Raw genomic sequence first — 26,672 nt, 5'->3', positions numbered from 1 at the left:
AAAGACATAAATTATTTTGGTACTTAAATTAAAACTATTTACCAAATATTATGCTTTAGTCTCTATTTTTTAGAAAAGACACCTGACTCATATTAATAGACATTTAAATCCTTCGTTATAAACAACTATTAATTTTTCAATTGTAAGAGAGAAGTCATTAGCCTTTTAAAGTTCTCTTACTTTTTAATTATTAACGTCTTTGTCTATCATTATCTTTTTTATTTTTACGAGATTTTCTAATCATACCTAAACCAGTCAACATTGCTGCAACAGCTGAAACAAGTATTGAAGAATTTGAATTTTCTTTACCGGTTTCAGGTAAATCTTCATGGTGTTTAGGAAGTTGAGAATCACTATGTGCAAGATGCATTGAATGCTGCATTTCAGATGTGCTTACACTTGTTGAGTCACTCATGCTTGTTGACGTTGACTCACTTAATGATGTGCTTGCACTTGTTGAGTCACTCACACTTGTTGATGTTGATCCACTTAATGACGTGCTTGCACTTGTTGAGTCACTCACACTTGTTGATGTTGATCCACTTAATGATGTGCTTGCACTTGTTGAGTCACTCACACTTGTTGACGTTGACTCACTTAATGATGTACTTGCACTTGTTGAATCACTCACGCTTGTTGATACTGATCCACTTAATGATGTGCTTGCACTTGTTGAGTCACTCACACTTGTTGATGTTGACTCGCTTAATGATGTGCTTACACTTGTTGAGTCACTCACACTTGTTGACGTTGACTCACTTAATGATGTGCTTGCACTTGTTGAGTCACTCACACTTGTTGATGTTGATCCGCTTAATGACGTGCTTGCACTTGTTGAGTCACTCACACTTGTTGATGTTGATCCACTTAATGATGTGCTTGCACTTGTTGAATCACTCACGCTTGTTGATGTTGACTCACTTAATGATGTGCTTGCACTTGTTGAATCACTCATACTTGTTGATGTTGATCCACTTAATGATGTGCTTGCACTTGTTGAATCACTCACACTTGTTGATGTTGATCCACTTAATGATGTGCTTGCACTTGTTGAATCACTCACACTTGTTGATGTTGATTCACTTGATGATGTGCTTGCACTTGTTGAATCACTCGCACTTGTTGATGTTGACTCACTTAATGATGTGCTTGCACTTGCTGAGTCTGAAAGACTCGTACTTATTGATTCACTTAATGACGTGCTTGCACTTGTTGAGTCACTCACACTTGTTGATGTTGATCCGCTTAATGACGTGCTTGCACTTGTTGAATCGCTCACACTTGTTGATGTTGATCCACTTAATGACGTACTTGTGTTTGTTGAATCGCTCACACTTGTTGATGTTGATCCACTTAATGACGTACTTGTGTTTGTTGAATCGCTCACACTTGTTGATGTTGATCCACTTAATGATGTGCTTACACTTGTTGAGTCACTCATGCTTGTTGACGTTGACTCGCTTAATGATGTACTTGCACTTGTTGAATCGCTCACACTTGTTGACGTTGACTCACTTAATGACGTGCTTGCACTTGTTGAGTCATTCTCGCTTGTTGACGTTGACTCACTTAATGACGTGCTTGCACTTGTTGAATCGCTCACACTTGTTGACGTTGATCCACTTAATGATGTGCTTGCACTTGTTGAATCACTCACGCTTGTCGATGTTGACTCACTTAATGACGTGCTTGCACTTGTTGAGTCACTCTCGCTTGTTGACGTTGACTCACTTAATGATGTGCTTGCACTTGTTGAATCACTCACACTTGTTGATGTTGACTCGCTTAATGATGTGCTTACACTTGTTGAGTCTGAAAGACTCGTACTTGTTGATGCACTTAATGACGTACTTGTACTTGTTGAGTCACTCATGCTTGTTGACGTTGACTCGCTTAATGATGTACTTGCACTTGTTGAGTCACTCTCGCTTGTTGACGTTGACTCACTTAATGACGTGCTTGCACTTGTTGAATCACTCTCGCTTGTTGACGTTGATCCACTTAATGACGTACTTGTGCTTATTGAGTCACTCTCGCTTGTTGATGTTGATCCACTTAATGATGTGCTTGCACTTGCTGAGTCTGAAAGACTCGTACTTGTTGATGCACTTAATGACGTGCTTGCACTTGTTGAATCACTCACACTTGTTGATGTTGATTCACTTGATGATGTGCTTGCACTTGTTGAATCACTCACACTTGTTGATGTTGACTCGCTTAATGATGTGCTTACACTTGTTGAGTCTGAAAGACTCGTACTTGTTGATTCACTTAATGACGTGCTTGCACTTGTTGAGTCACTCTCGCTTGTTGACGTTGACTCACTTAATGACGTGCTTGCACTTGTTGAATCGCTCACACTTGTTGACGTTGATCCACTTAATGATGTGCTTGCACTTATTGAATCACTCACGCTTGTTGATGTTGACTCGCTTAATGATGTACTTGTACTTGTTGAATCACTCACACTTGTTGACGTTGACTCACTTAATGATGTGCTTGCACTTGTTGAATCTGAAAGACTCGTACTTGTTGATGCACTTAATGACGTACTTGTGCTTGTTGAGTCACTCTCGCTTGTTGACGTTGATCCACTTAATGACGTGCTTGCACTTGTTGAATCTGAAAGACTCGTACTTGTTGATGCACTTAATGACGTACTTGTGCTTGTTGAGTCACTCTCGCTTGTTGACGTTGATCCACTTAATGACGTGCTTGCACTTGTTGAATCACTCACACTTGTTGACGTTGATTCACTTGATGATGTGCTTGCGCTTGCTGAGTCTGAAAGACTCGTACTTGTTGATCCACTTAATGACGTACTTGTACTTGTTGAGTCACTCTCGCTTGTTGACGTTGACTCACTTAATGATGTGCTTGCACTTGTTGAGTCACTCACACTTGTTGACGTTGACTCACTTAATGACGTGCTTGCGCTATTTGAATCGCTCACGCTTGTTGATGTTGATTCACTTAATGATGTGCTTGCACTTGTTGAATCACTCACACTTGTTGATGTTGACTCACTTAATGATGTACTTGCACTTGTTGAATCACTCACACTTGTTGATGTTGATCCACTTAATGATGTGCTTACACTTGTTGAGTCACTCATGCTTGTTGACGTTGACTCGCTTAATGATGTACTTGCACTTGTTGAATCGCTCACACTTGTTGACGTTGACTCACTTAATGACGTGCTTGCACTTGTTGAGTCATTCTCGCTTGTTGACGTTGACTCACTTAATGACGTGCTTGCACTTGTTGAATCGCTCACACTTGTTGACGTTGATCCACTTAATGATGTGCTTGCACTTGTTGAATCACTCACGCTTGTTGATGTTGACTCGCTTAATGATGTGCTTACACTTGTTGAGTCTGAAAGACTCGTACTTGTTGATGCACTTAATGACGTACTTGCACTTGTTGAATCACTCATACTTGTTGACGTTGACTCACTTAATGATGTGCTTGCACTTGTCGAATCGCTCACACTTGTTGATGTTGACTCACTTTCTGACGTACTTGCACTTGTTGAATTGCTCACATTTGTTGATGCTGACTCACTTTCTGACGTACTTGCACTTGTTGAATCGCTCACACTTGTCGATGTTGACTCACTTAATGACGTGCTTGCACTTGTTGAGTCACTCTCGCTTGTTGACGTTGACTCACTTAATGATGTGCTTGCACTTGTTGAATCACTCACACTTGTTGATGTTGACTCGCTTAATGATGTGCTTACACTTGTTGAGTCTGAAAGACTCGTACTTGTTGATGCACTTAATGACGTACTTGTACTTGTTGAGTCACTCATGCTTGTTGACGTTGACTCGCTTAATGATGTACTTGCACTTGTTGAATCACTCACACTTGTTGATGTTGACTCACTTAATGATGTACTTGCACTTGTTGAATCACTCACACTTGTTGACGTTGACTCACTTAATGATGTGCTTGCACTTGTTGAATCACTCACACTTGTTGATGTTGATTCACTTGATGATGTGCTTGCACTTGTTGAATCACTCGCACTTGTTGATGTTGACTCACTTAATGATGTACTTGTACTTGTTGAATCACTCACACTTGTTGACGTTGACTCACTTAATGATGTGCTTGCACTTGCTGAGTCTGAAAGACTCGTACTTGTTGATCCACTTAATGATGTGCTTGCACTTGCTGAGTCTGAAAGACTCGTACTTGTTGATGCACTTAATGACGTGCTTGCACTTGTTGAGTCACTCACACTTGTTGACGTTGACTCACTTAATGACGTGCTTGCGCTATTTGAATCGCTCACGCTTGTTGATGTTGATTCACTTAATGATGTGCTTGCACTTGTTGAATCACTCACACTTGTTGATGTTGACTCACTTAATGATGTACTTGCACTTGTTGAATCACTCACACTTGTTGATGTTGATTCACTTGATGATGTACTTGCACTTGTTGAATCACTCGCACTTGTTGATGTTGACTCACTTAATGACGTGCTTGCACTTGTTGAGTCACTCACACTTGTTGACGTTGACTCACTTAATGATGTACTTGCACTTGCTGAGTCTGAAAGACTCGTACTTGTTGAGCCACTCACACTTGTTGATGTTAATCCACTTAATGACGTGCTTGCACTTGCTGAGTCACTCACATTTGTTGATGCTGACTCACTTGCTGACGTACTTATATTTTCAGATGCTAATTTACTTTGAGAATTTGTCGTACTAGTACTAGTTGATGTAGATATTGAATCACTAGTTACATTTTTTGTAACTGTCCAATTAATTGATTGTGTTGATGAATTATTTGAACTATCTGTAGCTGTAATATTAACTGTATAACTTCCAATTTTAGTTGGTATTCCAGTAATTGTATTACTTTGAGAATCATAAGTTAATCCATCAGGCAACCCATTAACAGTTATAGAAAGAGTTTCCCCACTATTATCACTAACATTCACAAATATTGGATTTATTTGTGAATATACTTCATTTATTTGATTATTCATATTAATAGTGGGTGCTTTAACATCTTGATAGTAATACGTAACAGATTGTCCAGTATTGGTTAGTTTTACTTGATTATTAGTTGCATTGAATGTTGGCGCATTTGAACTATCTGTAAATGCATACTTATAACCTAAAGCATTAAGTAAATTTTCTTGATTATCTAACGTAACAACATTATCTACATCTCCAGCATACGTTTTAAATGGGATTATTTGTTTTCCAGTAGTTATATCGACATAATTAACTTGAGTTACTGCGGTTTGTGTATACGTAAATGTTCCGAATTGAATCTGTTGCAGATTTTGAGCACTGCCTGTAGATGCAGTAATTGATAACGCGTAGTTTGGAGAAGAATTTCTTCTAAGCCAATCTGATAAATTACGTGTAAATGTTTGACCTGCATAATTCACTGTCATAACTTTAGTATCACCGTTATAATCGATTACAAAGTCTTGGAAAGTATTTGAATTAGGCTGTACATTTAATTTTGCAGCTCCTGTTGCTTCAGTTGTAGCCATACCGCTTGAATTTGTAGAAACAAATGCACCAAAAGCACCGCCACCACCAACATTTCTTGGATCTGCGTAAGCTTTTGAAATAGATTTTGGAGTAGACGTATTATGATATGTATCTAATTTAAAGCCAAATGCATTCGTCAATCCTCCAATACCTACAGCTGCCCCTTCTTTACCCGTTGCATCTAACGTTCCTGGAGAGAAAGCAAATCCTATACCGTCTCCTCCTATCACTCCATCAGGTGAGTATCCTTCATAACGACTCCCTAAATTTACTTTTCCTGTAAAATTGAAACTCTTATTTGAATTGATTTTAGTATTTAAAGTAATGGATCCTTTTTGACTTGGTGTATCTGGAGTAAGAGTAACAATACCTGTATTAGCATCATAGATTGCAGCATCTTTAAGATTAAAATGTTGACTAAAATTCTCTTTAGTCACTGTGACAACATCTGTAGTTGGTGCACTAGCAACATAGGTTGTCACAGTAGTAGGAATTGCTAAAGTGTTAACTGCATACTTACTGAATGTTCTTAATGATAAAGGTGCTGTACTTGTTGATGTATTCGTTGAATCACTCACTAATAATATGGAACCTAAATCTGTACTTATCTGACTTTCTGAAGTACTCGTTAACTGTGACGTCGTTGAATTAGTAGAAACTGTTGAATCACTATTACTGTCTGATGTAGAATTTGATGACGTTATACTATTTGATTCTGTCGAATTTTTTCTTATTTGATTATCTTTTGTACTTGTTGACGTAATGCTATTATCACTGGTTGAAGTACTACCTTTTTGACTATCTGTAGATGTAGTGTTGGCTTGACTATTAGTATCTTTCTCTGAAGTAGCGCTATTATTACTTGTTGAATTATCAGTAGTTGATGAACTTGAAGCTTTAGTATCAGAATTTGACATCGAGCTATCTTGTTTTTCAGAATTTGATGTAGATTTATCTGACGTTGAATCTGTACTTGTGTGACTATCTGTTGTAGATGCTGAAGTACTTTTTTCTGTTGAATCTGTACTTGTTTGACTATCTGTTGTAGATGATGAAGCACTTTTTTCTGTTGAATTTGTACTAGATGTAGCATCTTCGGAGGTACTTGTTTGACTTGAAATAGACTCGGTTGTTGAGGTTTCAGAGTTTGTAACTGTGGTTGAGTTTTGATTTGCGACTGTTTCACTATTAGATGCAATTTCTGAAGTCATAGGTGTTTCTGAGGCTGCAAAAGCATGATGATCATTTAACATTGCAAATGTAAATGCACCCCCGACGAGTCCCGTAGTCTTCAATGCTTGTGTTTTTAAGTTATGCTGGGTTGATTTTGGCAAATCATTTGTCTTTTCAACATCTTTATCAAAAAATGATAAACCTAAACTTCTTAATAATTGAAGTTCTCTAATACCTGCTTTAACCCAATGTTTCCCCGATTTGTAAAGTTTAACTCTAGCTTTTTCTTCCCCAAAAGAACGTTTAAAATCTTTTTCTTTTTTTGACATAATATTCTCCTAAATTTCTAATTAATTTGGCTCTAACTAACTTTTATAGTTCAATAGAATTTTAATCATTATATTACTATTTACATGTATATATCAACACAAATAAATGTATTTTGCAAAACTTTATAATTTAAAATTTTGTTCATTTATTAAAAAATATGTAGTTTTATAAATATTTCGGATTTATATTTCCATCATTGAAATCAAGATAATTGTAATTATATTGATTATAAGTATTAACTATAATTAAAAAAGAGTCCGGGACATAAAGTTCCAGAATAAGGAAATAAAGACAATTTCTATTGAAATAATATAGAAATTATCTTTTTTAGAATTTTTTGATTATTTTTAGTTTGCTGAGCTGTTACTTTTCTTATATAAAGTGCCATTAGCACAAATCCTAGCTCTCTTTTGGCTTTATTTATCCCTCGAATAAACATTCAAGTGAAACCCAAAATAACCTTTATAAATCCAAAACAGGCTCCACATCAATTTTTCTTTGACTGTAGATGATTTTTATTTTTGGTTCTGAAAGCTTTTTATTAATTTGGGTTTTAAAATATTCCCTGTTATAATTCTTCATTATCTTTGAATTGAATTAAAAAATGGTCTCATCGTTCTTGTATTAGTCGGATTTTGATACACATTATAAGATAAAACAAATTGAGAATTTGTCGCTATTTATAAATTATATCCTAGCTTGAGTTGTCCATTTTTCATATAATCTTCTTTCAATCTCATAAATATGGCATCATGGTCTTTTTTAGAATAACGATTTCTATCCTTTAAAATAGATTTTTGGACTTCGTATCTATGCTTTTGCTTAGAGCAATCATTAATTTGCTTTTTATATTTTTTAATTTTAGTTCTTTTGAGCCGTATCTATTTTCTTTTTTTAGTACATTTTTTCGTTATCAATATGTTGGTTTAAATCTTCGATTTCTTTATTTAAATGACTACCAATTAAATCTATTTCTCCTTTTGTTATGTCATTATCATGCTCTTCTTTAATCTCAAGTCTGATTTTATTTGTCACCCATTCATGATAGAGTACTTTAGAATCTTCATTCATCCTTGACTCATGGTTTTGAATACTCTTTTTCCATACAAGTGTATATCGATTGGCATTTGCCTCAACTTTCGTACCATCAATAAAAATGGCCTGATCATCTATAAAATTTTGTTTCAAACACTGACTATGAAATTGAATAGATAATGATTCTAATAAAACATTCATTCTTGGATTGAATCTAAATCGATTAATCGTTTTATTTAGAAGGCTTTTGATTTTGTGATAACCACATCATTTGGTTGGTATGATGTGGCACCACGATGATGTCTGAATTCATCGAATTTAGTCTTAGTAATTATTTTTACAATATCATTTACATATCGTGAAATATCGTTTGCGGGGATAAGAACTGAAGTTTTCATTGGTAGAGTAAGTTGAGCCATGTTATAATCTTTATACATAAGGCACCTAGTTAATTTAGTTTAGTGATGTTTATTAAATTATACGAAAGTGCCCTATTTTTTTAAATATTTTAGGGAGACTCTTGAGGGAACAGTACAAGCTGAAGACTACAGGCTGAAACTGTCCCCTAAGAAAGCGAACCAACAATACGTAGTATTGTAAATAAAGAAGCTAATAAATGATTTATAATAAACTCATTTACTGGCTATTTTGCTAGGAATTATGTCCCAGTCTCCATTAATTTTTATAATTCTTTTACTAAATTATACCAAGCTACATTTGTATGATTAGAATCTGATAATCCTTTATTAATATATCCATGTGATTCATAAAAACTTACTAAAGTATCGCGACAAGTGAGAGTGACTCCGAAACGTACATGTTGCCTTGCTATATTCTCAAAATTATTTAACAGTTGTCCTGCAATGCCTTGATGTTGAAAATCTTTCGCTACAACTAAACCGAGTACACTTAAATAACCACCCATATTGGGGTTAGGTCTAATCGATGCAAATAAATCATCTGTAATACACTTATTCGAAATAGCTGGACCATTAATATAGCCAACGATTTGATTGTTTTCTTCTGCAACAATAAACGTATCCGGAATGATTTCAATACGCTGTTTTAAAGCTTGAGTTGTTGCTGCTTCTTCTTTAGTAAACCCTTCATTTTCTAATTGAATTAACCTTTCTAAATCACCTGCCACTACATTTCGAAAAATCATGTTCTACACCCTTTCAATATCATCATATAGTTTTATTTAATAGCGATTTATCCTATCAACTTTTAAGTGTATGACAAAACTGTCATATAGATGATAGGGAATATTAAGGTTGTTTTTTTATGAATATGTTAGTTTATAAATGTACATAGGTATGGTTATTTTTGAAAAATAAAATCATTATCTTTATGTATGTAGAATGATCATTACTAAGAACTAACTGCCTTTGACTATACATCACTTTAAATAGGTATTCGGTACAAAACTTATAGCATCTTCATTCATTTTTTCACATCCTAGCAGAATATTGATTAACAATACCATTATCATATACCTCATCAGCTTATTGCTTCAAAGAACAATACTAATTAATCATGACCAAAACAAATGACTCATTACACCTAGAAATAATGACAACATAAATCAGGGTATTAACTATAACATGAATCACATTCCCGTCATCCGTTAGAATCAACACACAGGTTTTTATAATGTTTCAGCGCCACAGTGAAATCTATCTGAAGATAAGGTATCGGTTTCAATGGTCTTGTAGAGGAAAATGGATGAAATAAAGACACGCTAGAAAATAATGACAACGGTTTTAATAGTTATGTTGAAAAACAGAGCTTAATGAAACAGTGAACAACGACGACTCAACCTCATGACACTAAATTAAATACTATTCAAACAACACGTTACTTTGACAACACGACTTATGTATCGAATCACACATCAATGAACCACCGCATTATTTAAAAACAGAACCTACACTTAGTTATCATCATTCACAACCCTTAAATAACGTTACATATTCTTTAGTAACGCCCCTTACTAAAGAATATGAAACTAATACTTCAAAATATAATGATTTTAGCATATTCACTCTTATACTAACCTTAGAAGTATTAGCTTTAGACGCGTTATTCCTAAAAAACATTAACTGTATTTTTCTAAGTATCTGTTACTAATACTGTAACAACATTTCTTTCATGCATTATAAAAGAGCTATTGTCCAGTTTTCTAAGTCCTGGCAATAGCTCTATTTGTTTATAAAAACATTCAATTATGTCTTCTATTACACAATACGTTTACGAATAGCTCCCGAGATAAAGTCAACAATGGCTACCATAATCACTAAGCCGATTAAGATAATCCCTACTCGATCCCATGAACGTGTTTGAAGTGCAAAGATCAGTGGTGTACCAATACCCCCAGCACCGATTAAACCTAAAATAGATGCTGAACGTAGGTTTAATTCAAAGCGATATAAAATAAGGGATAAGAATGAAGGTAAAATTTGAGGAATAACCGCAAATACAAGTGTTTTAGTTTTATTCGCACCACTTGCTTTTAAAGCCTCGGCTGAAGAGAAGTCTAAACTTTCAATATCCTCTATAAATAATTTACCTAACATCCCTACTGAATGAATCCCTAATGCAAGTACCCCTGAAAATGAACCAGGACCTACTGCTTTTATGAAAATTAACGCCATAACAATTTCAGGGAATACACGAATGACACTAAGAATGAATTTAGTAATCCCTGTGACTGGTCGAACTTTTACTAAGTTACGGGCACCTAAAAATGCGAATGGTATGCAAATCACTGCTGCGATAAATGTACCAATAACAGCAATGGCAAACGTTTCAAGTAAACCACGAAGCAAGTCTTCTCCAGCTGGAATATAAACGTAACCCCAATCGGGATGGAATAATCCATTAAAAATAGATTTAAGAATTTCAATTGATTTAGCTTTTAATTCTAAAGCAGGCATACCTGCAAATCCCCAAACAATGATAGCTAAAACAACAATGGCAATCAGCCAATGTTTAATCATTCTTTGTTTGTGTTCCTTTGATCTCACTGGATATTTCTTTTCTAACTGATGCTGTTCTCGTGTCATGCGAGTTTTTCCCTCACTTTCGAGCTGACATAGTCAATAATGACAACAATGACTAAAGTGAACAGAATAATCATCGCTGTTTTTGGATATTGGAATAATCCTAAAGTTGAATCGTAGAATAAACCGATACCACCAGCACCTACTAATCCAAGAACTGCTGAGGCACGAATATTAATCTCAAATGCAAATAATACATAAGATAAAAATGTAGACATTGTTTGTGGAACTACTCCAAACATAATCCATTTTGTTTTATTTGCACCTACTGCCGTCATCGCTTCCATTGGACCTGGATCAATTGTTTCAAGCGATTCATAGAACAATTTCGCAATAACACAAATGGTTAAAATAAATAATGCCAATACCCCTGGAATTTGTCCGATACCAAAAACTGCAACAAAGACAGCAGCTAATAATAAATCAGGAATGGTACGTACAATATTTAAAATAAAACGTGATGGAACCGTAATCCATTTTGTTTTTACAATATTACTTGCAGAGAGCAATGCAACTGGAATTGATGCGATGGATCCTAAGAATGTTCCTACAATCGCCATGCGAATTGTGTCTAACATAGGTTTTGTAATGGTACTTAAGTAACTCCAATCTGGTGGAACCATTTGCCCAAAGAAAGAACCGATTTGTGGAATACCTACCATTAAGTCACTAAAGCTAAAGCCCGTATATAAAAAACTCCACACGACGAGCGCAATCACTAAAAATAGAGTTAAACTAGTTTTGAAAGAGAATTTCTTATTTAAATATTGATCATATTTACTTGTAGTAGGTGTTGCCATATTACTCCACCCCTAGCTTCTCATCGTCATTAAGTTTACGGCCATAAATTTCATTAAATACATCTTCATTCGCTTCACTTGCCGGACCATCATAAACCAGTTCTCCTGCACGTAAACCAATAATACGTGTGCCATATTCTAATGCTAAATCAACAAAGTGTAGGTTAATTAAAATGGTAATACCTAACTCTTCATTGATTTTTTTCAAGTCATCCATAACTTGTTTAGTAGTGAGTGGGTCTAAAGATGCAACAGGCTCATCTGCTAAAATAATCGCTGGCTCTTGCGCTAAGGCACGTGCAATTGAAATACGTTGCTGTTGACCTCCAGACAGTTCATCTGAACGTTGGTCATATTTATCCAAAATATTCACACGTTCTAACGCATCCATTGCTTTAATTTTGTCTTCTTTTGGAAATAATCCTAATACCATTTTCCAAGTTGGATGATAACCGACACGACCACTTAATACATTTCTCAACACAGTAGATCGTTTGACTAAATTAAAATGTTGGAAAATCATTCCTATATTACGACGCATCATTAATAATTCTTTACCTTTAGCTTTAGTAATCGATTTACCTTCAATTGTAATATCTCCTGAAGTAATATCATGTAGACGATTGACAGATCTTAATAAAGTAGATTTCCCCGCACCTGATAAACCTACGATAACAGCAAAGTCACCTTTTTCAATGTTTAAATTGATATCTTTTAACCCCACATGACCATTAGGATAAATCTTGCTCACATTTTTAAACTCTATCTGACTCATGTATGTTTACACCCTTCTTTTTAATACAGAGAAAGAGGTCGGGACAAGATTATAAGAAATGATGTATGCATTTCTTATATTACTGCCCTAGCCTCTTCTCTTTATCACTTATTTAATTCTGTCTTTGTGAAAATTATTTCATATCTTGAACTTCTTTTTCATATTTTCTTACGATATCGAAGTCTGAGTCTTTAGCATCTGTATAGCCTTCGTGAGAGTATACTTCACTAATAATTTTATGTCCTTCTTTTGTTTTAGAGATGTCTTTAAATGCTTTTTTAAGTTTATCTTGGAAGTCTTTGTTCATATCAGGACGAACTGAAATCGTATCGTTAGGAATTGGTTTTGTTAGTTTAAGAATTTTAGTATCTTTAAATACGTTGGGTTGATCTTTTTTAACAATGTTACGTGCATCTTGGAATACAGCTGCAGCGTCAACATCGCCATTTAATAATGAAATCACAGCTTGGTCATGACCTTTCATGTTTACGATTTTCATATCTTTAGTAGCGTCAATACCAGTATCTTTTTTTATTGTTGCAATTGGGAATGTGTAACCTGCTGTTGAAGTTACATCTTGTAATGCGATTTTTTTACCTTTTAAATCTTTTAAGCTATTAATACCTGAATTTTTTTTAACTAAGATTTCTGATTTATAATCTTTTACAAGTTTTTTATTACTAGAACCATCTTCATTCACACCATAACGTTGTGCTTGTAATAATAAATCAGCTGCTTTTTGATCATGTGCTAACGTGTAAGCAGTTGGTGGTAAGAAACCAACATCTACTTTTTTAGATTTCATTGCTTCAACAATTGTATTGTAATTTGTTGATACAGAAACTTTTACTGGAATACCTAATTTCTTAGATAATAATTTTTCAAGCGGTTTTGCTTTTGCTTCAAGTGTATCTGCATTTTGTGATGGTACGAATTGTACAGTTAATTCTTTAGGTGTGTAGCCATCTTTACTTGAACTTGATCCACCATCCGAATTACTACTTTTATTATTGTCTAACGAGCTATTATTTCCACATGCTGCTGCAAAAATAATAACTGATAGCGCTAATACTAAAAGGTACTTCAATTGCTTCATAACATATTGCCCCCGTTCGCTATGTATACATTCATGTAATTTGTCAACACATTTCATTTGACAATATTAAGAGTAGCACAATATTAACCAAAATAACATTTATTATGTGTGAATTTTTTATAGAATTGTTTTACACTGTTAAAGAATTGTAAAATTTATTTAAACATTCTCTAAATAATCTATTATCAACTTATTTTTTTATTATACTTTTTCTATAAATCATTTAAAAATATATTTGGGAGATAAAAATATGAAATGGATAAAAGTATTAAGTAGTACTATTTTAGCTTCAGCAATTACATTATCTACAACGCCAATCAGTCACGCTGCACCAAATCAAACTACCACTCAAACTGTCGCTTTTGACGCTTCACACGGCCAAACGGCAGGAGCTGCTGATTGGGTCATTGACGGTGGTTTTTCCGATTATGCTGATTCAATGCGTCAACAAGGCTATACTGTGAAACAAATCGATGGAGAATCTAATATTACACCTAATACACTACGTGGTACCAATATTCTCGTTCTTCCAGAAGCCAATATTCCTTTTAAAAAGAGAGAACAACAAGCTATGCTTAATTTTGTTGAAAAAGGTGGCAATATCATCTTTATCTCTGATCATTATAATGCAGACAGAAACTTAAATCGTTTCGATTCTTCAGAAGTGATGAATGGTTATCGTCGTGGTGCATATCAAGATATCACCAAAGATTTAACAAATGAGGAAAAACATGCTAAAGCTATGCGCAATGTTAAAAGTTCAGATTGGCTTTCTGAACACTTCGGTGTACGTTTTCGTTACAACGCTTTAGGTGATTTAAACACTCAAAATATTGTATCATCTAGTGACAGCTTTGGTATTACTGAAGGTGTACATTCTGTATCAATGCATGCTGGTTCAACTCTTGCCATTACAGATCCTACAAAAGCAAAAGGTATTATTTTCTTACCAGACCATTTATCTCAAAAACAACGTTGGTCTCATGCAGTCGATCAAGGTATTTACAATGGCGGTGGTATAGCAGAAGGCCCTTATGTTGCTATCTCAAAAGTAGGCAAAGGAAAAGCAGCCTTCATTGGAGATTCATCATTAGTCGAAGATAGTACACCTAAATATGTACGTGAAGATAATGGAAGAACTAAGAAAACGTATGATGGGTTTAAAGAACAAGATAATAGTAAATTACTTGAAAATATTACAACTTGGTTTGGAAAAAAAGATAATACACCGAATTTAAAAGAAACAGGTATTAAGTTAGATCAACCTACGCCACTTCTTAATTTCGAACAACCACAACATTCAACTGAACCTGAAAAAGAACCATGGTCACAACCTCCAACTGGTTATAAATGGTACGATCGTTCAACATTTAAACTAGGTAGTTATGGCAGTACATCATCACAACTAAATAGTAATCATAAAAATCATGGTAGCCATAATGGTAATAACAAAGCGAATAGTACAGAAGATAATACGACTGAAAACAATCATTCACAAGAGGATACAAATACATCACAGTCTTCTCAAGATACAACTACTTCTAATTCAATGATTTCTAGCAATAATATTCAATTCCATTTACCAGATAATGTATCAGTAAATCAACCATTTAATATTCAAGTTGAATTAACAAACATGGCTAAAAACACAACTATTGATCATTTAAAATTAGGTGTTTATCAAGATGGTGGTAGACAGCTTGCAAGTTTTTCTCAAGATGGGCAAAATTATGATACGGTAGGCTATAGTCAAGAACAAAGTGTAACCACTGATGATCAAGGTAACGCAACGTTAACTTTTACAGCTAAAACATCTGAACCTATTTCAGGTGCGAATATTCGTTTAAAACAAGGTAGTAAAACGCTTGCTACAGGTTCAATTCAATAATTTATAATAGTAATACAACACATAAGAGATAATAAAGGTATGTGGCGTTCAATAAACTACTTCCCTTTTTATCTCTTTATTTATGAAAGGAAATGACCTATGACACAACTCTCTTTTTATATCGTAAGTGATATACATGGCTATATTTTTCCCACTGACTTTTCAAAAAGAAACCAAAATCTTCCTATGGGACTATTAAAAGTAAATCAACTGATCGAACAAGAACGTCAACACGATGACTATAGTTTTAAAATTGATAATGGTGATTTTTTACAAGGTTCTCCTTTATGCCATTACCTAGCAACTGAAGAACAATCAAGTCAACCTCTTACTGATATTTATAATCGACTTAATTTTGACTTTGGTACATTAGGTAATCATGAATTTAATTATGGATTACCTTATTTACAAAATACTTTAAACCATCTTCATCACCCTATCTTGTGTGCAAATATTTTTGATCACAATAACGCACCTTTGACTGGTCAAGGCGTAAATTATTTTAAACGTGGCGATATAACTATTGGCGTCATTGGATTAACAACACAATTCATTCCAAATTGGGAACAACCTGCCCATATTAAAGGATTAACGTTCAACAGTGCAGTTGAAACATTAAAATGTATTTTACCAGACGTTCGTAAAAAATCAGATGTTGTCGTTGTGTCTTATCATGGCGGTTTTGAAAGAAGTCTTGATACTGATATACCTACTGAAGAATTAACTGGAGAAAATGAAGGATCTGATATACTAGAACGTTTCCATAAAGATATTGACGTGCTTATAACAGGACACCAACATCGTGATATTGCAATGATAAAAAATGACACCGCCATTATCCAACCAGGTACACGAGGTACAGAATTTGGTAAGGTGACATTAACATTAGATTATGAACATCGAATTACAGATAAACAGAGCACTCTTGTATCTGTGCCTTCTCATCTTTCATTAACATTATCTAACAACGATCATTCACTTTTAAATGAACTTGAAGATTGGCTTGATACGGACATTACAACATTATCAGAACCAATGCTAGTCACTCATCAGTTCGAAGCTCGAACACACCCTCATTCACTTATTAATCTGATAAATTATATTCTGTTAGAAAAAAGTGGTGCAGATATAGCAAGCACTGCACTATTTGATTCAGCTAAAGGCTTTAATCAACAAGTCACAATGCGAGATATCATTAATAACTATCCTTTTCCTAACACATTCCAAGTTTTAGAACTTAATGGCAAAGGAATTAAAGCCGCTTTAGAAAAATCAGCAAGTTATTTTAGTGTAAGTGACAATAATGAAATCACAGTCAGTGACACATTTTTATCTCCAAAACCTCAACATTTTAATTATGATATGTATGGAGGAATCTCTTATACCATTCATGCTGGTGCACCTATAGGACAACGTGTTTCAGATATTAAAGTCGGCGATTCACCTTTAGAAGACACAAAAACGTATACCATATGTGTGAACAACTATCGTGCAGTTGGAGGCGGAGATTATAAAATGTTTGCAGAAGCGCCAGTCGTTAAAGATATTCAAGAAGAAGGCGCACAAGTACTAATTGATTATATGACGCACCACGATTTATCTCGTATTCCTCAAGTTGTCGATTTTAAGGTTGTTCTTTAACATTCACTTTACATTTTATGGTGTAAAATATAGTTGACTACTATTGAAAGGATTGAGAAACTTGAGTGAATTTTTAGCAGCAATCGTAGGTGGTGTTTTCGCACTTATTGGAACATTTTTAGGTATTAAATATCAATTTACAAAACAACAAGCGGAAAAAAAGGAAGATTATAAAAATGACATCATGAGTATGATTGACCTAACCGCCTATAAAGCCTCAAAAATATGTAAGGTTGACTTAGGTGAAAAAGGCGCAAAATATAATAAACAACAAACATTAGAATATTGTGAAGATATTACCCAATTATTTAACAAACTAGATCATCAAATCCAAGAGTTGTTAGGGACAATGAGCCATCACGAGGAAGAAGCCAATGCACCTATTCGTGCGTTATTAAATTGTTATGAAACACTTGAAAGTTATATCTCTAAATTTTCTATAGCTGCTCGTATTTATGGAGATTATTTTGAAAAAAGTGATTTCGACCGTACAATCATTGTGAAAACGAAAGATAAATTAGATAAAAACATTTCACATTTCATCAATGATTTACGTCAATTTTCTAAAAATCATTTTAATCACGAAATGTATGAACCAACATTAAAAGTTAAACCTGAATAGCAAATAAGCGTTCTAAATTGAAAAAGTCCAATTTAGAACGCTTTTTATTAGTGATTAAACGTTATATGTTTTTTTTCATAAAAATGATTAATTGTATTAATTATAATTCCTAAGATAATGATCCCGCCTGATACAAATGTAATCGTAAGATATGAGAATCCCATTGATAATAGTATTGATCCCACAATTGCACCTAAAAAGTTTGCAATATTAAAGACTGAAGCTGCAAGTGTACTTGCAAGTAACGGTGCCTCATGTGCACTTAAAATCACTTTACTATTTAATAGAGGCGTTGTACCGAAAGTGCCGAAACCAAATAAGAAACAAATAATAATTGCTAAAATCGCACTATGCACTGCTGTTACAAATAAAACAATCGTTATAAAAAGTAACACAAAGGTATAGAACAAGTACTGGGTAAGTTTATGTTCTGGTACATTACCTGTAAGCAAGTTACCAACCACACCGCCAAGGCCAAACATAAATAAACATACAGTTAAACCAACAATTCCAAATGGTGCATATTTATGAATCATTGGCTCCATAAACGTATAAGTTGTGAATACGCCTGAATAACCAAAGACAATAATTGCCATTACAATTAAAATATGAGGGTTTTTAAACACACTCATTTCTTTTTTAACATTCGCATCTGTACTTAGAGAGATATCTGGTACAAATTTAATCATACCTATCATTGAAATAACGGCTAAAAGAATCATCACGCCGAAGACAAAACGCCAGTTCGCGAATCCTCCTAAAAATGAACCGAATGGTACACCAATCATTACCGCAATAGTTAAGCCCGCTTGTACTAAAGCAATGGCTTGAGGCTGTTTACCTCGAGGAGCAACAGTTGCTGCTACACTCATACATACGCCAAAGAACGGTGCGTGCATAGAGGCTGACAATAATCGAGATAACAGTAGTATTGGAAAATTCGGTGCTAACATCCCTATTATATTACTTATAATAAAAATGGCCATCAATACTGGGAGTAAACGTTGTGCGCGCACTTTTAAAGTAAATACACGCATTAATGGACCGATTAATGCGACACTAATAGCATACACACTAATAAGTAAACCTGCACTCGAAATAGATACTTTCATATCTCCTGCAATTTGAGTCAATAATCCTGTAACAACATATTCTGCCATTCCAACTGTAAATGTACCTAACATAAATATGAAGAACATCATTCTGTTATCTTTCATTATTGTTTCCTCCTTTTTCTCTCTAAAAATCATATGAAAGATATACTACACAAAATCACATTCTCTGTGAAGAGGTTTTTTTAAATTTTTTATTTCTCAAACATATAGTAATGACAAGTTTTCATATTTTTTCATTATGTTAAAATTAAGACAATTTTAAATGGCTTAACTAAAGTTTTATGTAATCTAATTTCTATTAATATATGTATTTATATTCAATGTATTGAATATTATATTTTATAAAATATTTTCTCTCGGTTGACGATGAATTAAAATTAATGCCACCACAACGCATAAACCTCCTAAAATTAAATGAAGTGTGAAGGGCTCTCTTAATCCTATAATTGAAAATAGTGTCGAAAATAGGGGTACTAAAAATAAGAAACTACTCGCCGTAGTTGCCTCTCGTTGACTTAAGCTATAGAACCATAATCCAAACGAACCTACAGAAGCTGGAATAATAAGCCAAAAGAACCATATCCATCCCCAATGATTAAGAGAACTAAATGTATAATGTTCTTTTAAAACGAGACTCATTATAAGCATAAACATACCACCGAATAATAGTTGCCACCCTGTTAAAATCCAGGGTCCTTTATCAAATACTACCTTTTTTGTCACTATTGTATTGATTGACCAACATAATGAGCCAGCTAGTGCAAAAAGCGTTCCCCATCCAAGTAATGTTTCATCTAATCCGAGACATAATCCTACTCCAAACACACCAAGTATAAGTGAAGTAATTTTAATTTTTGTTAACCTTTCATTTAAAATAAAATGCGCTAAAAAGGCCAACCATAGCGGATTCGTAAATAATAGAATAGATGATATAGAAGATGACACGCCAAATGCCATTGCAAGATTTAATAATCCCATCGTCCCTGCTGTTTGTAAAAATCCAATAACGAATACTAATATAAATCCTTTATAACTATTCCCTTTACTTGTGGGTAGAATGCCCCTTTTTCCATTTCTCATAAATGTAAGGATTAACATCATACACCCTGCGATAACAAATCGCCATCCACCAAGAAGCATAGGTGGAACATGTTCATTCGAAATTAAATATTTACCAGTTGGAAAAGATGATCCCATAAAAATAGTCGTAAAAAGAATAGACATATAAAATGTTATTGAAGTATTTAGATGTTTTTTCATTGCTGTCGTCTCCCTATTTTCAATTAAAGATAATTGAGATATATTTTGTCTTTAAACACAATTATATATTAACTAATTTATTTTTTAAATATAATATAAAAATATTATATAATGGATTTGATAGGAGGCTTATATATGAAATTATCTACCGGTTGGGAACAAGCCATATATGTCTTATTAATTTTAAATCAACTCCCTCGTCAATCAGTAATGACATCTACCGCTTTAAGCAAGCGACTTAAAGTTTCTGATTCTTACTTGAAAAAAATAGTAAAAGCATTAGTAAAAGAAAATTTAGTATATTCAACAACTGGTAAAAATGGAGGATTTACACTTAGAAAAAAACTCAAAGATATTACTTTTTACGATGTCTTTTTAGCTATTGAAGGTCGTGGCAATATCTTCTCAAGTCAACATTTACTTACCAACTTTTTAGGAGAAAAAGAAGGACACAAAGCACAACAATGTAACATCAGTATAGCTTTAAATCATATTGAACATACATTGATTTCTACACTTTCTGAAATAAATTTAGAAGATATATATCAAGATATTATCAAGCATTATAATCTTGAAGACATTGCACAATGGATAGTGTTAAATAGTAAGACTCTTTAGACATCCGAGCGTCTAACGTCAGACAACCGTTAGTCTCACCTATAATTTACTTTAAACACTTTTTGACAAATATATTTGTCAAAATGACTATAATAATATACACTAATTGTGAGGAGATGATGATGATTGCGAAATCGATTGAAAGAATTACGAGCGAGAGAAGGTTATAATCAAACGCAACTTGCTAAAAAAGCAGGCATCTCACGTCAAACTGTATCTCTCATTGAAAGAAATGACTTTACACCTTCTATTTTAACTGCTATGAAAATAGCTCGTATTTTTAATGAACCTGTTGAATCTATCTTTATGATTGAGGAGGAAGATTTATGAAAATAGGTCGTTTTATAATCACTTTGTTAATGGGTGGACTGGTTGGAGGATGTATAGCTCTATTCATTAACTACAACCATACTTTTCACTTCTTTGGAAATTATCATTATGCTACACATTCGAATGTCATTTTAATCTCATTAATCTGTGTGGCGCTTATTCTAGTCTTAAGTATGTATTTAATTATTATTCAAAAAAAGGCCGTTCATTACAAACGTTTATCTGAAACACATATTGATGAAGATGAGGCAGATTCATATGATAAGAAAGCTAATTTAGCATATATGCAAAATTCATTTATTTATTATCTAGAATTAACAATTAGCTTTATTGCTCTTTTTATCATTGTCTTAGGAAATGGAAATTCTAGTGCTAGTAGTTGGGCATTACTCCCTTTTATGACAACGATTATTTCCTCGGTAATTACAGGATTGTTTTATCGTAAATTTGATTCTCGCTATCCCAAATTAGGGGAAAAAAATTATTCTGAGAAATTAATTAACATTTTAGACGAAGGAGAACGACATATTTACTTTAACTCTTTGTTCAAAACATTCTATATTAACCTATCTTTAATTATGTTTGGCACAATATTTTTAGGTTTTTATTCGTTAGAAACTGGACATTCTCAAACGTTAGGAATCTTTATTTTAATCATTTTGTTTATTTATAATGGATTTAGTCATTTATTAAAAACATATAAATTTTATCATTCATAGTTTTCATTTCTATAAAGAAAGGATCATTAGATGACACATTTACTTCAAGTACAACAACTTAATAAATCGTATAAGAATTCAAATTTCGAATTAAATGGTATTTCATTCACTTTAAATCCAGGAGAGGTCATTGGCTTAATTGGTAAAAATGGGTCAGGTAAATCTACCCTTATTAACACATTAGTGGGTAATCGATTTAAAGATTCAGGAGAGATTTCTTTTTTCAATCAAATTATTTCTGAAAAAGATAAAGATTATAAGGAGCACGTGGGTGTCGTTTTTGATGATTTACGCGTACCGAATAAATTGACAATAACAGAGATTGATAAAGTATTTTTAAATATTTTTAAACATTGGAATAGTGATCAATTTTTCAATCTTATTCAAACATTTGAATTACCTAAAAATAATCAAATTTCTACTTTTTCTAGAGGGATGCGCATGAAAGCAGCATTAGCCATCGCACTTTCTCATGATACAAAATTATTAATCTTAGATGAAGCGACAGCTGGTATGGATGTTTCAGGACGAGAAGAAGTGTTAGAAATTCTCGAAAATTATGTATCAAAGGGGCATGGTATTTTACTTTCATCTCATATTTCTGAGGATATGGAACAACTTGCTACAACACTTATTTTTATGCGCGATGGTCATATTCTTTTACAAGAAGACAAACATATATTACTAACTGATTATGGCATTATCGAAACAGATGAGACATCTCCTTTAGACTTACCTCAAGAGGTAATCATTGCTTCACGAACACGTCATGGTCAACGTCAAACGTTAGTCAAGCAACGTCAGCACTTTGCACAAGCACGCCCGCTTCAAAATATTGATGATGCTACAAAATTAATTATGCGAGGTGATAAATAATGAAAGGGCTTATACTTAGTAGTTTTTATGCTTCTAAAAAACCTCTCATAACCTATTTAATTATTGGTCTCATATTAAGTATTGTGTTTGCGTTTTTTAGTCCAATGATGTGTTGTTTCATGCTAATGGTCATGTTATTATCTCCCGTATCAGATAACTTAAAACGTGAAAAAGATTCTAAATGGATGTACTATGTCTCTACCCTCCCTACACATAGAAATACTTATGTAAAAGCGTACTTTGCTTTTTATGGTTTACTCATTTTACTTGGTTTAATGATTGGCGCCATCATTTGTCTGATCGTGACTCAAGATATTATGGTTACATTATTTTCCGCGTTCATAGGTATTGGGATGGCTTGTACGTATGCATTAATGTTTCCACTCACATTTAAATTTGGTCCTGAGAATTCAAATGTCATTATGCTTACTACAGCAGTTGTTGCTGTTGCATTATTTTTATCCATGTGGTTCTTTGCTATTATGCCAATACTTGTACAAGCCGGTTCAATGAGTAAAATTGCTTCAAATCCACTCGTTCTAGTAGCAACTGGTAGTTATGCATTGCTTGGCTTTATTATTTTTGTCATTTCTTATTTTTCATCACTATCTATTTTTAAGAAACAAGAACTATAATAACAAACGTGTGTTCATTGAAGAACACACGTTTTTTCTATTTTATATTTTGGTACATAACGATTAAGGAGGAAAAATTATGGATATTAAAGCAATTGAAGATTATTTAAATATTGAGTCTCAACGTTATCCTCACCCTACTTTAGATGCACTTAACTATTACATGGAACGTTTTATGCTAACCGTTCCTTTTGAAAATATTAGTGTTCAAAATAAAGAAAAGATTTCAGTTGATTTAGATTATTTATTTAATAAATTTATATATCAACATCGTGGTGGGTTTTGCTATGAAATGAATCACTTCTTCGGTAGCTACTTAGAAGCTAAAGGTTTTAAAGTGTTTCGAATGTCAGCAACCGTTCATCAGCCTAATGGCAACTACAGCCCTAAAGGCTCTCATTTATCACTAGTTGTGCTTATTAATAATGGTTACTATATTGCTGATGTGGGATTTGGCGATTTACCATTACAAGCACTCCCAATAACTTCAATTGAAGCGACACAAATTGTGTTTGAAAAGACAGGTCAATTTCGTGCCATTTTTGAAACCCCTACGACGTATCTTCTTCAAAAACTGGAAGAAACCACGTGGGTAACACGTTATAAAGCAGAGTTTATTTCTCGTGATATTCATGATTTTGATGAAATGATTAACTACAATACCTCACATCCTGAATCTATATTTGTAAAGCAACTCATGATTACAAAGCCACAACATTTCGGTCGAGCTACAATGTCTTATAATCACCTTACTCTTACTAAAAGATATAAAAAAGAGCAGTTCGCTATCACACGTGAAAATTATAAAGAATTTTTAAAGTCCTATTTTAATCTTGACGTTACTATTCTTCCTTTAGAAAAGTAAATAAATCTACTATTGTCGGGTAATAACAACAATGAGGTAAAAAATATGTCCGATATCGAAATTATTGGTGCAAAACAAAATAACTTAAAAAATATTTATCTTTGATGAACCTACAACAGGACTTCATGAAGACGATTTGCCTATTCTCATTGAATGCTTTAATCATTTGATTGATGAAGGGAATACTGTCATTTTAATCGAACATAATTTAACGATGATGACAGAAGCAGATTGGTTTATTGACATTGGACCATTTGCTGGTGAACATGGAGGACAATTATTGTATGCTGGAGACCCTAAAGGGCTTCTAAATATTAATAATTCTGTTACAGCAAAACATTTAAGACGATATATTGAATAATCATGATTTAACCCCCGCATGTTCTCGAACACGCGGGGGTTAACATTTACCTACACACTATTATAATAATTTATGTTGCGTCAAGAGTTCTTCTACAAACGTACCTTCTATCTTTTTTAAAAACGTGTGTAATGCAACTTGTTGTATTTTATTTTGCTTGGCTATTGTTTTTAAGTCTTTACGATCATTAAGTTCATAGACTGCATCTAATAAGACACGAATATCAAATTCTGTCGCAATGACTTCTGGAACACCTCTATCTATGTCCAGTAATTGATAAACTGCTTCCATCGCTGTTCTTACAGAATATTCTGTAGTAAACACTGTATCTCTTTCTGTTTCTGCAAAGTTACCAATGAAGGCTAAGTTACGAGAGTGTTGAGGGACAACAAGTGGTCGATCGCCAATCGATCTTGGCATGAAATATGAACAAATGTAAGGCATATATACAGGAATCGTATTACAATGTTGTGTTGCGAGGCATTCTATTTGATCAATAGGTAATCCCATATGATATAACCATTCTTGACATATTTCATGACCACTACATTCAACAATCGGTTTATGGATATAATCGCCCTTCTCATCTGAATATAAAGCGTAAACCCATACACTCACTTCATCTTTAGATTGTTCTTTGAATTGTTGTTGACGATTCACAGTAAAACTCATTTGCCATTTAGAGTCGTTAACTGTGATAATCCCACCTGTTACCGTTTTTCCTGACAATGGATCACGTTTACATAAACGTTCGATAGCTTCAATTACTGTCTTATTATTTGTCGTTACCGTTGCTGAGACGAACCAACTTTTATCTGGCAAATCTTTATAGAATTTTTCGGGATTGCCAAACTCAGGGCTTTGTTTAGCTAAGTTCCGCCATAAATTCCAACTTCCGCCAATGTCTTTTGTAGGAGGCGCAGGTGTGTGATTATCGCCATAAGTTGAACTTTCTGTGATACTACCATTCGTAATAAATACAAGATCATCGGGTGTGAGTTGAATTGTTTCTTTATTACCATTTCGTTTTAGTTCAATTGTTTTAGCAACTTTGTCTTTGGTAGTCACATCTACTTTAACATCAAGCACTTGAACATTGTATTCAAATTGCACACCATGGGACGTTAAGTATGCAATCATAGGGCATACGAGTGATTCATATTGATTGTATTTAGTAAATTTCAAGGCACTAAAATCAGCTAAACCTCCAATGTGATGCACAAATCTCATTAAATAACGACGCATTTCCATTGCAGAATGCCAAGGTTCAAAAGCGAACATCGTCTTCCAATAAATCCAAAAGTTTGAATTCATGAAATCCTCTGACAAGACATCTGAAATTTTCACATCATTTAAATCTTCTTCTTTCATCATACATAATTGGAGTATTTCTTTCATGGCTTGTTTTGTTAAAGTAAAGTCTCCATCTGTAGGTAATCGTTGACCCCTTTCTTCAATAACACGACATCTTGAGTAGTTTGGATCTTCTTTATTTAACCAATAAAACTCATCTAAAACTGAAGCATCTTCAATTTCAAGTGATGGGATGGAACGGAACAAATCCCATAAACACTCAAAATGATTTTCCATTTCTCTACCACCACGCATAACGTAGCCTTTCATTGGAAGTTCAGTACCATCCAAACTTCCACCAGATTTAGATAATTCTTCTAAAATGTGAATGTTTGACCCATCCATTTGCCCATCTCTAATTAAAAAACATGCAGCAGCTAAAGATGCTAATCCAGAGCCAATAAGATAAGCAGATTTTTGTGCAACATAGTCAGGTTTTTTCGGACGTGCAAATGCTTCATAATTTCCATTACTATAGTACATATGATTCACTCCCCATTTTATTTATATTTTTAAGTAATCTATGAAAAGTAGTAAACTATAAGTAAACGCTTTAGAAATTAATCTACCCTTCGCTTATATTATAATCA

At 33.7% G+C, this 26,672-nt stretch carries 18 protein-coding genes and 2 pseudogenes; 10 read left to right on the top strand and 10 right to left on the bottom strand.

Translation table 11 applies throughout. The annotated features are described in order from the left end of the window. Window positions 1–190 precede the first annotated feature (190 nt). The 7 genes and pseudogenes from NSU06_RS01095 to NSU06_RS01065 all read right to left on the bottom strand — a co-directional run bounded on the left by NSU06_RS01095 (window position 191) and on the right by NSU06_RS01065 (window position 13,799). The gene (locus NSU06_RS01095) at window positions 191–7,030 is read right to left on the bottom strand and encodes a lectin-like domain-containing protein (RefSeq protein ID WP_340780020.1); all 6,840 of its coding nucleotides are present in this window, start codon (window positions 7,028–7,030) and stop codon (window positions 191–193) included. 246 nt (window positions 7,031–7,276) lie between these two features. After that, window positions 7,277–8,503: pseudogene (locus tag NSU06_RS01090) on the bottom strand (transposase). 245 nt (window positions 8,504–8,748) lie between these two features. Further along, on the bottom strand, window positions 8,749–9,231 hold the full coding sequence (locus tag NSU06_RS01085) for a GNAT family N-acetyltransferase (RefSeq protein ID WP_340779101.1): 483 nt from the start codon (window positions 9,229–9,231) through the stop codon (window positions 8,749–8,751). A gap of 1,072 nt (window positions 9,232–10,303) precedes the next feature. Next, window positions 10,304–11,131: a phosphonate ABC transporter, permease protein PhnE gene (gene phnE / locus NSU06_RS01080; protein ID WP_049382226.1), complete on the bottom strand. Its 828-nt coding sequence runs from the start codon at window positions 11,129–11,131 to the stop codon at window positions 10,304–10,306. Then, the gene (gene phnE, locus NSU06_RS01075; RefSeq protein WP_049382227.1) at window positions 11,128–11,928 is read right to left on the bottom strand and encodes a phosphonate ABC transporter, permease protein PhnE; all 801 of its coding nucleotides are present in this window, start codon (window positions 11,926–11,928) and stop codon (window positions 11,128–11,130) included. The genes phnE (NSU06_RS01080) and phnE (NSU06_RS01075) overlap by 4 nt, the downstream gene beginning before the upstream one ends. A gap of 1 nt (window position 11,929) precedes the next feature. After that, window positions 11,930–12,703 (bottom strand): phosphonate ABC transporter ATP-binding protein, encoded by a 774-nt coding sequence (phnC, locus tag NSU06_RS01070; protein ID WP_002454720.1) that lies wholly within the window; start codon window positions 12,701–12,703, stop codon window positions 11,930–11,932. A gap of 133 nt (window positions 12,704–12,836) precedes the next feature. After that, window positions 12,837–13,799: a phosphate/phosphite/phosphonate ABC transporter substrate-binding protein gene (locus NSU06_RS01065; protein WP_054105640.1), complete on the bottom strand. Its 963-nt coding sequence runs from the start codon at window positions 13,797–13,799 to the stop codon at window positions 12,837–12,839. 250 nt (window positions 13,800–14,049) lie between these two features. Between NSU06_RS01065 and NSU06_RS01060 the strand changes: the two genes are divergently transcribed. The 3 genes from NSU06_RS01060 to NSU06_RS01050 all read left to right on the top strand — a co-directional run bounded on the left by NSU06_RS01060 (window position 14,050) and on the right by NSU06_RS01050 (window position 17,950). Next, window positions 14,050–15,687: a DUF4350 domain-containing protein gene (locus tag NSU06_RS01060; RefSeq protein WP_049434727.1), complete on the top strand. Its 1,638-nt coding sequence runs from the start codon at window positions 14,050–14,052 to the stop codon at window positions 15,685–15,687. A gap of 99 nt (window positions 15,688–15,786) precedes the next feature. Beyond that, window positions 15,787–17,328 carry a bifunctional metallophosphatase/5'-nucleotidase gene (locus tag NSU06_RS01055; protein ID WP_340779095.1) on the top strand — a complete coding sequence of 514 codons (1,542 nt, stop codon included), beginning with the start codon at window positions 15,787–15,789 and terminating at the stop codon, window positions 17,326–17,328. A gap of 61 nt (window positions 17,329–17,389) precedes the next feature. Then, window positions 17,390–17,950 (top strand): hypothetical protein, encoded by a 561-nt coding sequence (locus NSU06_RS01050; protein ID WP_017175501.1) that lies wholly within the window; start codon window positions 17,390–17,392, stop codon window positions 17,948–17,950. Between the two features lie 47 nt (window positions 17,951–17,997). Here the strand turns inward: NSU06_RS01050 and NSU06_RS01045 are convergent, their stop codons facing one another. Both NSU06_RS01045 and NSU06_RS01040 read right to left on the bottom strand, forming a co-directional pair. Beyond that, window positions 17,998–19,167: an MFS transporter gene (locus NSU06_RS01045; RefSeq protein ID WP_145421836.1), complete on the bottom strand. Its 1,170-nt coding sequence runs from the start codon at window positions 19,165–19,167 to the stop codon at window positions 17,998–18,000. Window positions 19,168–19,404: 237 nt separating this feature from the next. Continuing rightward, entirely contained in the window at window positions 19,405–20,325 is a 921-nt protein-coding gene (locus tag NSU06_RS01040) for a DMT family transporter (protein ID WP_340779093.1), read from the bottom strand. 135 nt (window positions 20,326–20,460) lie between these two features. Between NSU06_RS01040 and NSU06_RS01035 the strand changes: the two genes are divergently transcribed. The 7 genes and pseudogenes from NSU06_RS01035 to NSU06_RS01005 form a co-directional block, all read left to right on the top strand. Continuing rightward, window positions 20,461–20,943 (top strand): RrF2 family transcriptional regulator, encoded by a 483-nt coding sequence (locus NSU06_RS01035; RefSeq protein WP_070647344.1) that lies wholly within the window; start codon window positions 20,461–20,463, stop codon window positions 20,941–20,943. 126 nt (window positions 20,944–21,069) lie between these two features. Continuing rightward, window positions 21,070–21,273, top strand: coding sequence for a helix-turn-helix transcriptional regulator (locus NSU06_RS01030; protein ID WP_049334900.1), 204 nt, complete (start codon window positions 21,070–21,072; stop codon window positions 21,271–21,273). Continuing rightward, window positions 21,270–21,992 (top strand): DUF3169 family protein, encoded by a 723-nt coding sequence (locus tag NSU06_RS01025; protein WP_340779089.1) that lies wholly within the window; start codon window positions 21,270–21,272, stop codon window positions 21,990–21,992. Before NSU06_RS01030 ends, NSU06_RS01025 begins: the two co-directional genes overlap by 4 nt. Before the next feature lie 30 nt (window positions 21,993–22,022). Next, window positions 22,023–22,868, top strand: a complete 846-nt coding sequence (locus NSU06_RS01020) for an ABC transporter ATP-binding protein (RefSeq protein ID WP_340779087.1) — start codon at window positions 22,023–22,025, stop codon at window positions 22,866–22,868. Beyond that, a complete protein-coding gene (locus tag NSU06_RS01015; RefSeq protein ID WP_340779085.1) occupies window positions 22,868–23,503 on the top strand; it encodes an ABC-2 transporter permease in 636 nt (211 codons plus the stop codon). Before NSU06_RS01020 ends, NSU06_RS01015 begins: the two co-directional genes overlap by 1 nt. A 79-nt stretch (window positions 23,504–23,582) precedes the next feature. Then, the gene (locus NSU06_RS01010) at window positions 23,583–24,368 is read left to right on the top strand and encodes an arylamine N-acetyltransferase (RefSeq protein ID WP_340779084.1); all 786 of its coding nucleotides are present in this window, start codon (window positions 23,583–23,585) and stop codon (window positions 24,366–24,368) included. A gap of 91 nt (window positions 24,369–24,459) precedes the next feature. Then, a pseudogene (locus tag NSU06_RS01005) lies at window positions 24,460–24,729 on the top strand (ATP-binding cassette domain-containing protein); the annotation flags it as partial. Window positions 24,730–24,789: 60 nt separating this feature from the next. Here NSU06_RS01005 and NSU06_RS01000 read toward each other — a convergent pair. Further along, window positions 24,790–26,565, bottom strand: a complete 1,776-nt coding sequence (locus NSU06_RS01000; RefSeq protein WP_340779081.1) for an oleate hydratase — start codon at window positions 26,563–26,565, stop codon at window positions 24,790–24,792. Window positions 26,566–26,672: the final 107 nt, after the last annotated feature.

Origin of the sequence: Staphylococcus sp. FSL W8-1270, from assembly GCF_038007165.1 — a bacterium.
Classification (GTDB): domain Bacteria; phylum Bacillota; class Bacilli; order Staphylococcales; family Staphylococcaceae; genus Staphylococcus; species Staphylococcus hominis.
This window is presented reverse-complemented; position numbering and strand designations above follow the sequence as displayed.

Coding starts and splice junctions, on each gene's coding strand:
- NSU06_RS01065 (WP_054105640.1), bottom strand. CDS start 13,799: ATGAAGCAATTGAAGTACCTTTTAGTATTAGCGCTATCAGTTATTATT.
- NSU06_RS01015 (WP_340779085.1), top strand. CDS start 22,868: ATGAAAGGGCTTATACTTAGTAGTTTTTATGCTTCTAAAAAACCTCTC.
- NSU06_RS01095 (WP_340780020.1), bottom strand. CDS start 7,030: ATGTCAAAAAAAGAAAAAGATTTTAAACGTTCTTTTGGGGAAGAAAAA.
- NSU06_RS01060 (WP_049434727.1), top strand. CDS start 14,050: ATGAAATGGATAAAAGTATTAAGTAGTACTATTTTAGCTTCAGCAATT.
- phnC (WP_002454720.1), bottom strand. CDS start 12,703: ATGAGTCAGATAGAGTTTAAAAATGTGAGCAAGATTTATCCTAATGGT.
- NSU06_RS01020 (WP_340779087.1), top strand. CDS start 22,023: ATGACACATTTACTTCAAGTACAACAACTTAATAAATCGTATAAGAAT.
- NSU06_RS01040 (WP_340779093.1), bottom strand. CDS start 20,325: ATGAAAAAACATCTAAATACTTCAATAACATTTTATATGTCTATTCTT.
- NSU06_RS01085 (WP_340779101.1), bottom strand. CDS start 9,231: ATGATTTTTCGAAATGTAGTGGCAGGTGATTTAGAAAGGTTAATTCAA.
- NSU06_RS01000 (WP_340779081.1), bottom strand. CDS start 26,565: ATGTACTATAGTAATGGAAATTATGAAGCATTTGCACGTCCGAAAAAA.
- phnE (WP_049382226.1), bottom strand. CDS start 11,131: ATGACACGAGAACAGCATCAGTTAGAAAAGAAATATCCAGTGAGATCA.
- phnE (WP_049382227.1), bottom strand. CDS start 11,928: ATGGCAACACCTACTACAAGTAAATATGATCAATATTTAAATAAGAAA.
- NSU06_RS01010 (WP_340779084.1), top strand. CDS start 23,583: ATGGATATTAAAGCAATTGAAGATTATTTAAATATTGAGTCTCAACGT.
- NSU06_RS01025 (WP_340779089.1), top strand. CDS start 21,270: ATGAAAATAGGTCGTTTTATAATCACTTTGTTAATGGGTGGACTGGTT.
- NSU06_RS01045 (WP_145421836.1), bottom strand. CDS start 19,167: ATGAAAGATAACAGAATGATGTTCTTCATATTTATGTTAGGTACATTT.
- NSU06_RS01035 (WP_070647344.1), top strand. CDS start 20,461: ATGAAATTATCTACCGGTTGGGAACAAGCCATATATGTCTTATTAATT.
- NSU06_RS01055 (WP_340779095.1), top strand. CDS start 15,787: ATGACACAACTCTCTTTTTATATCGTAAGTGATATACATGGCTATATT.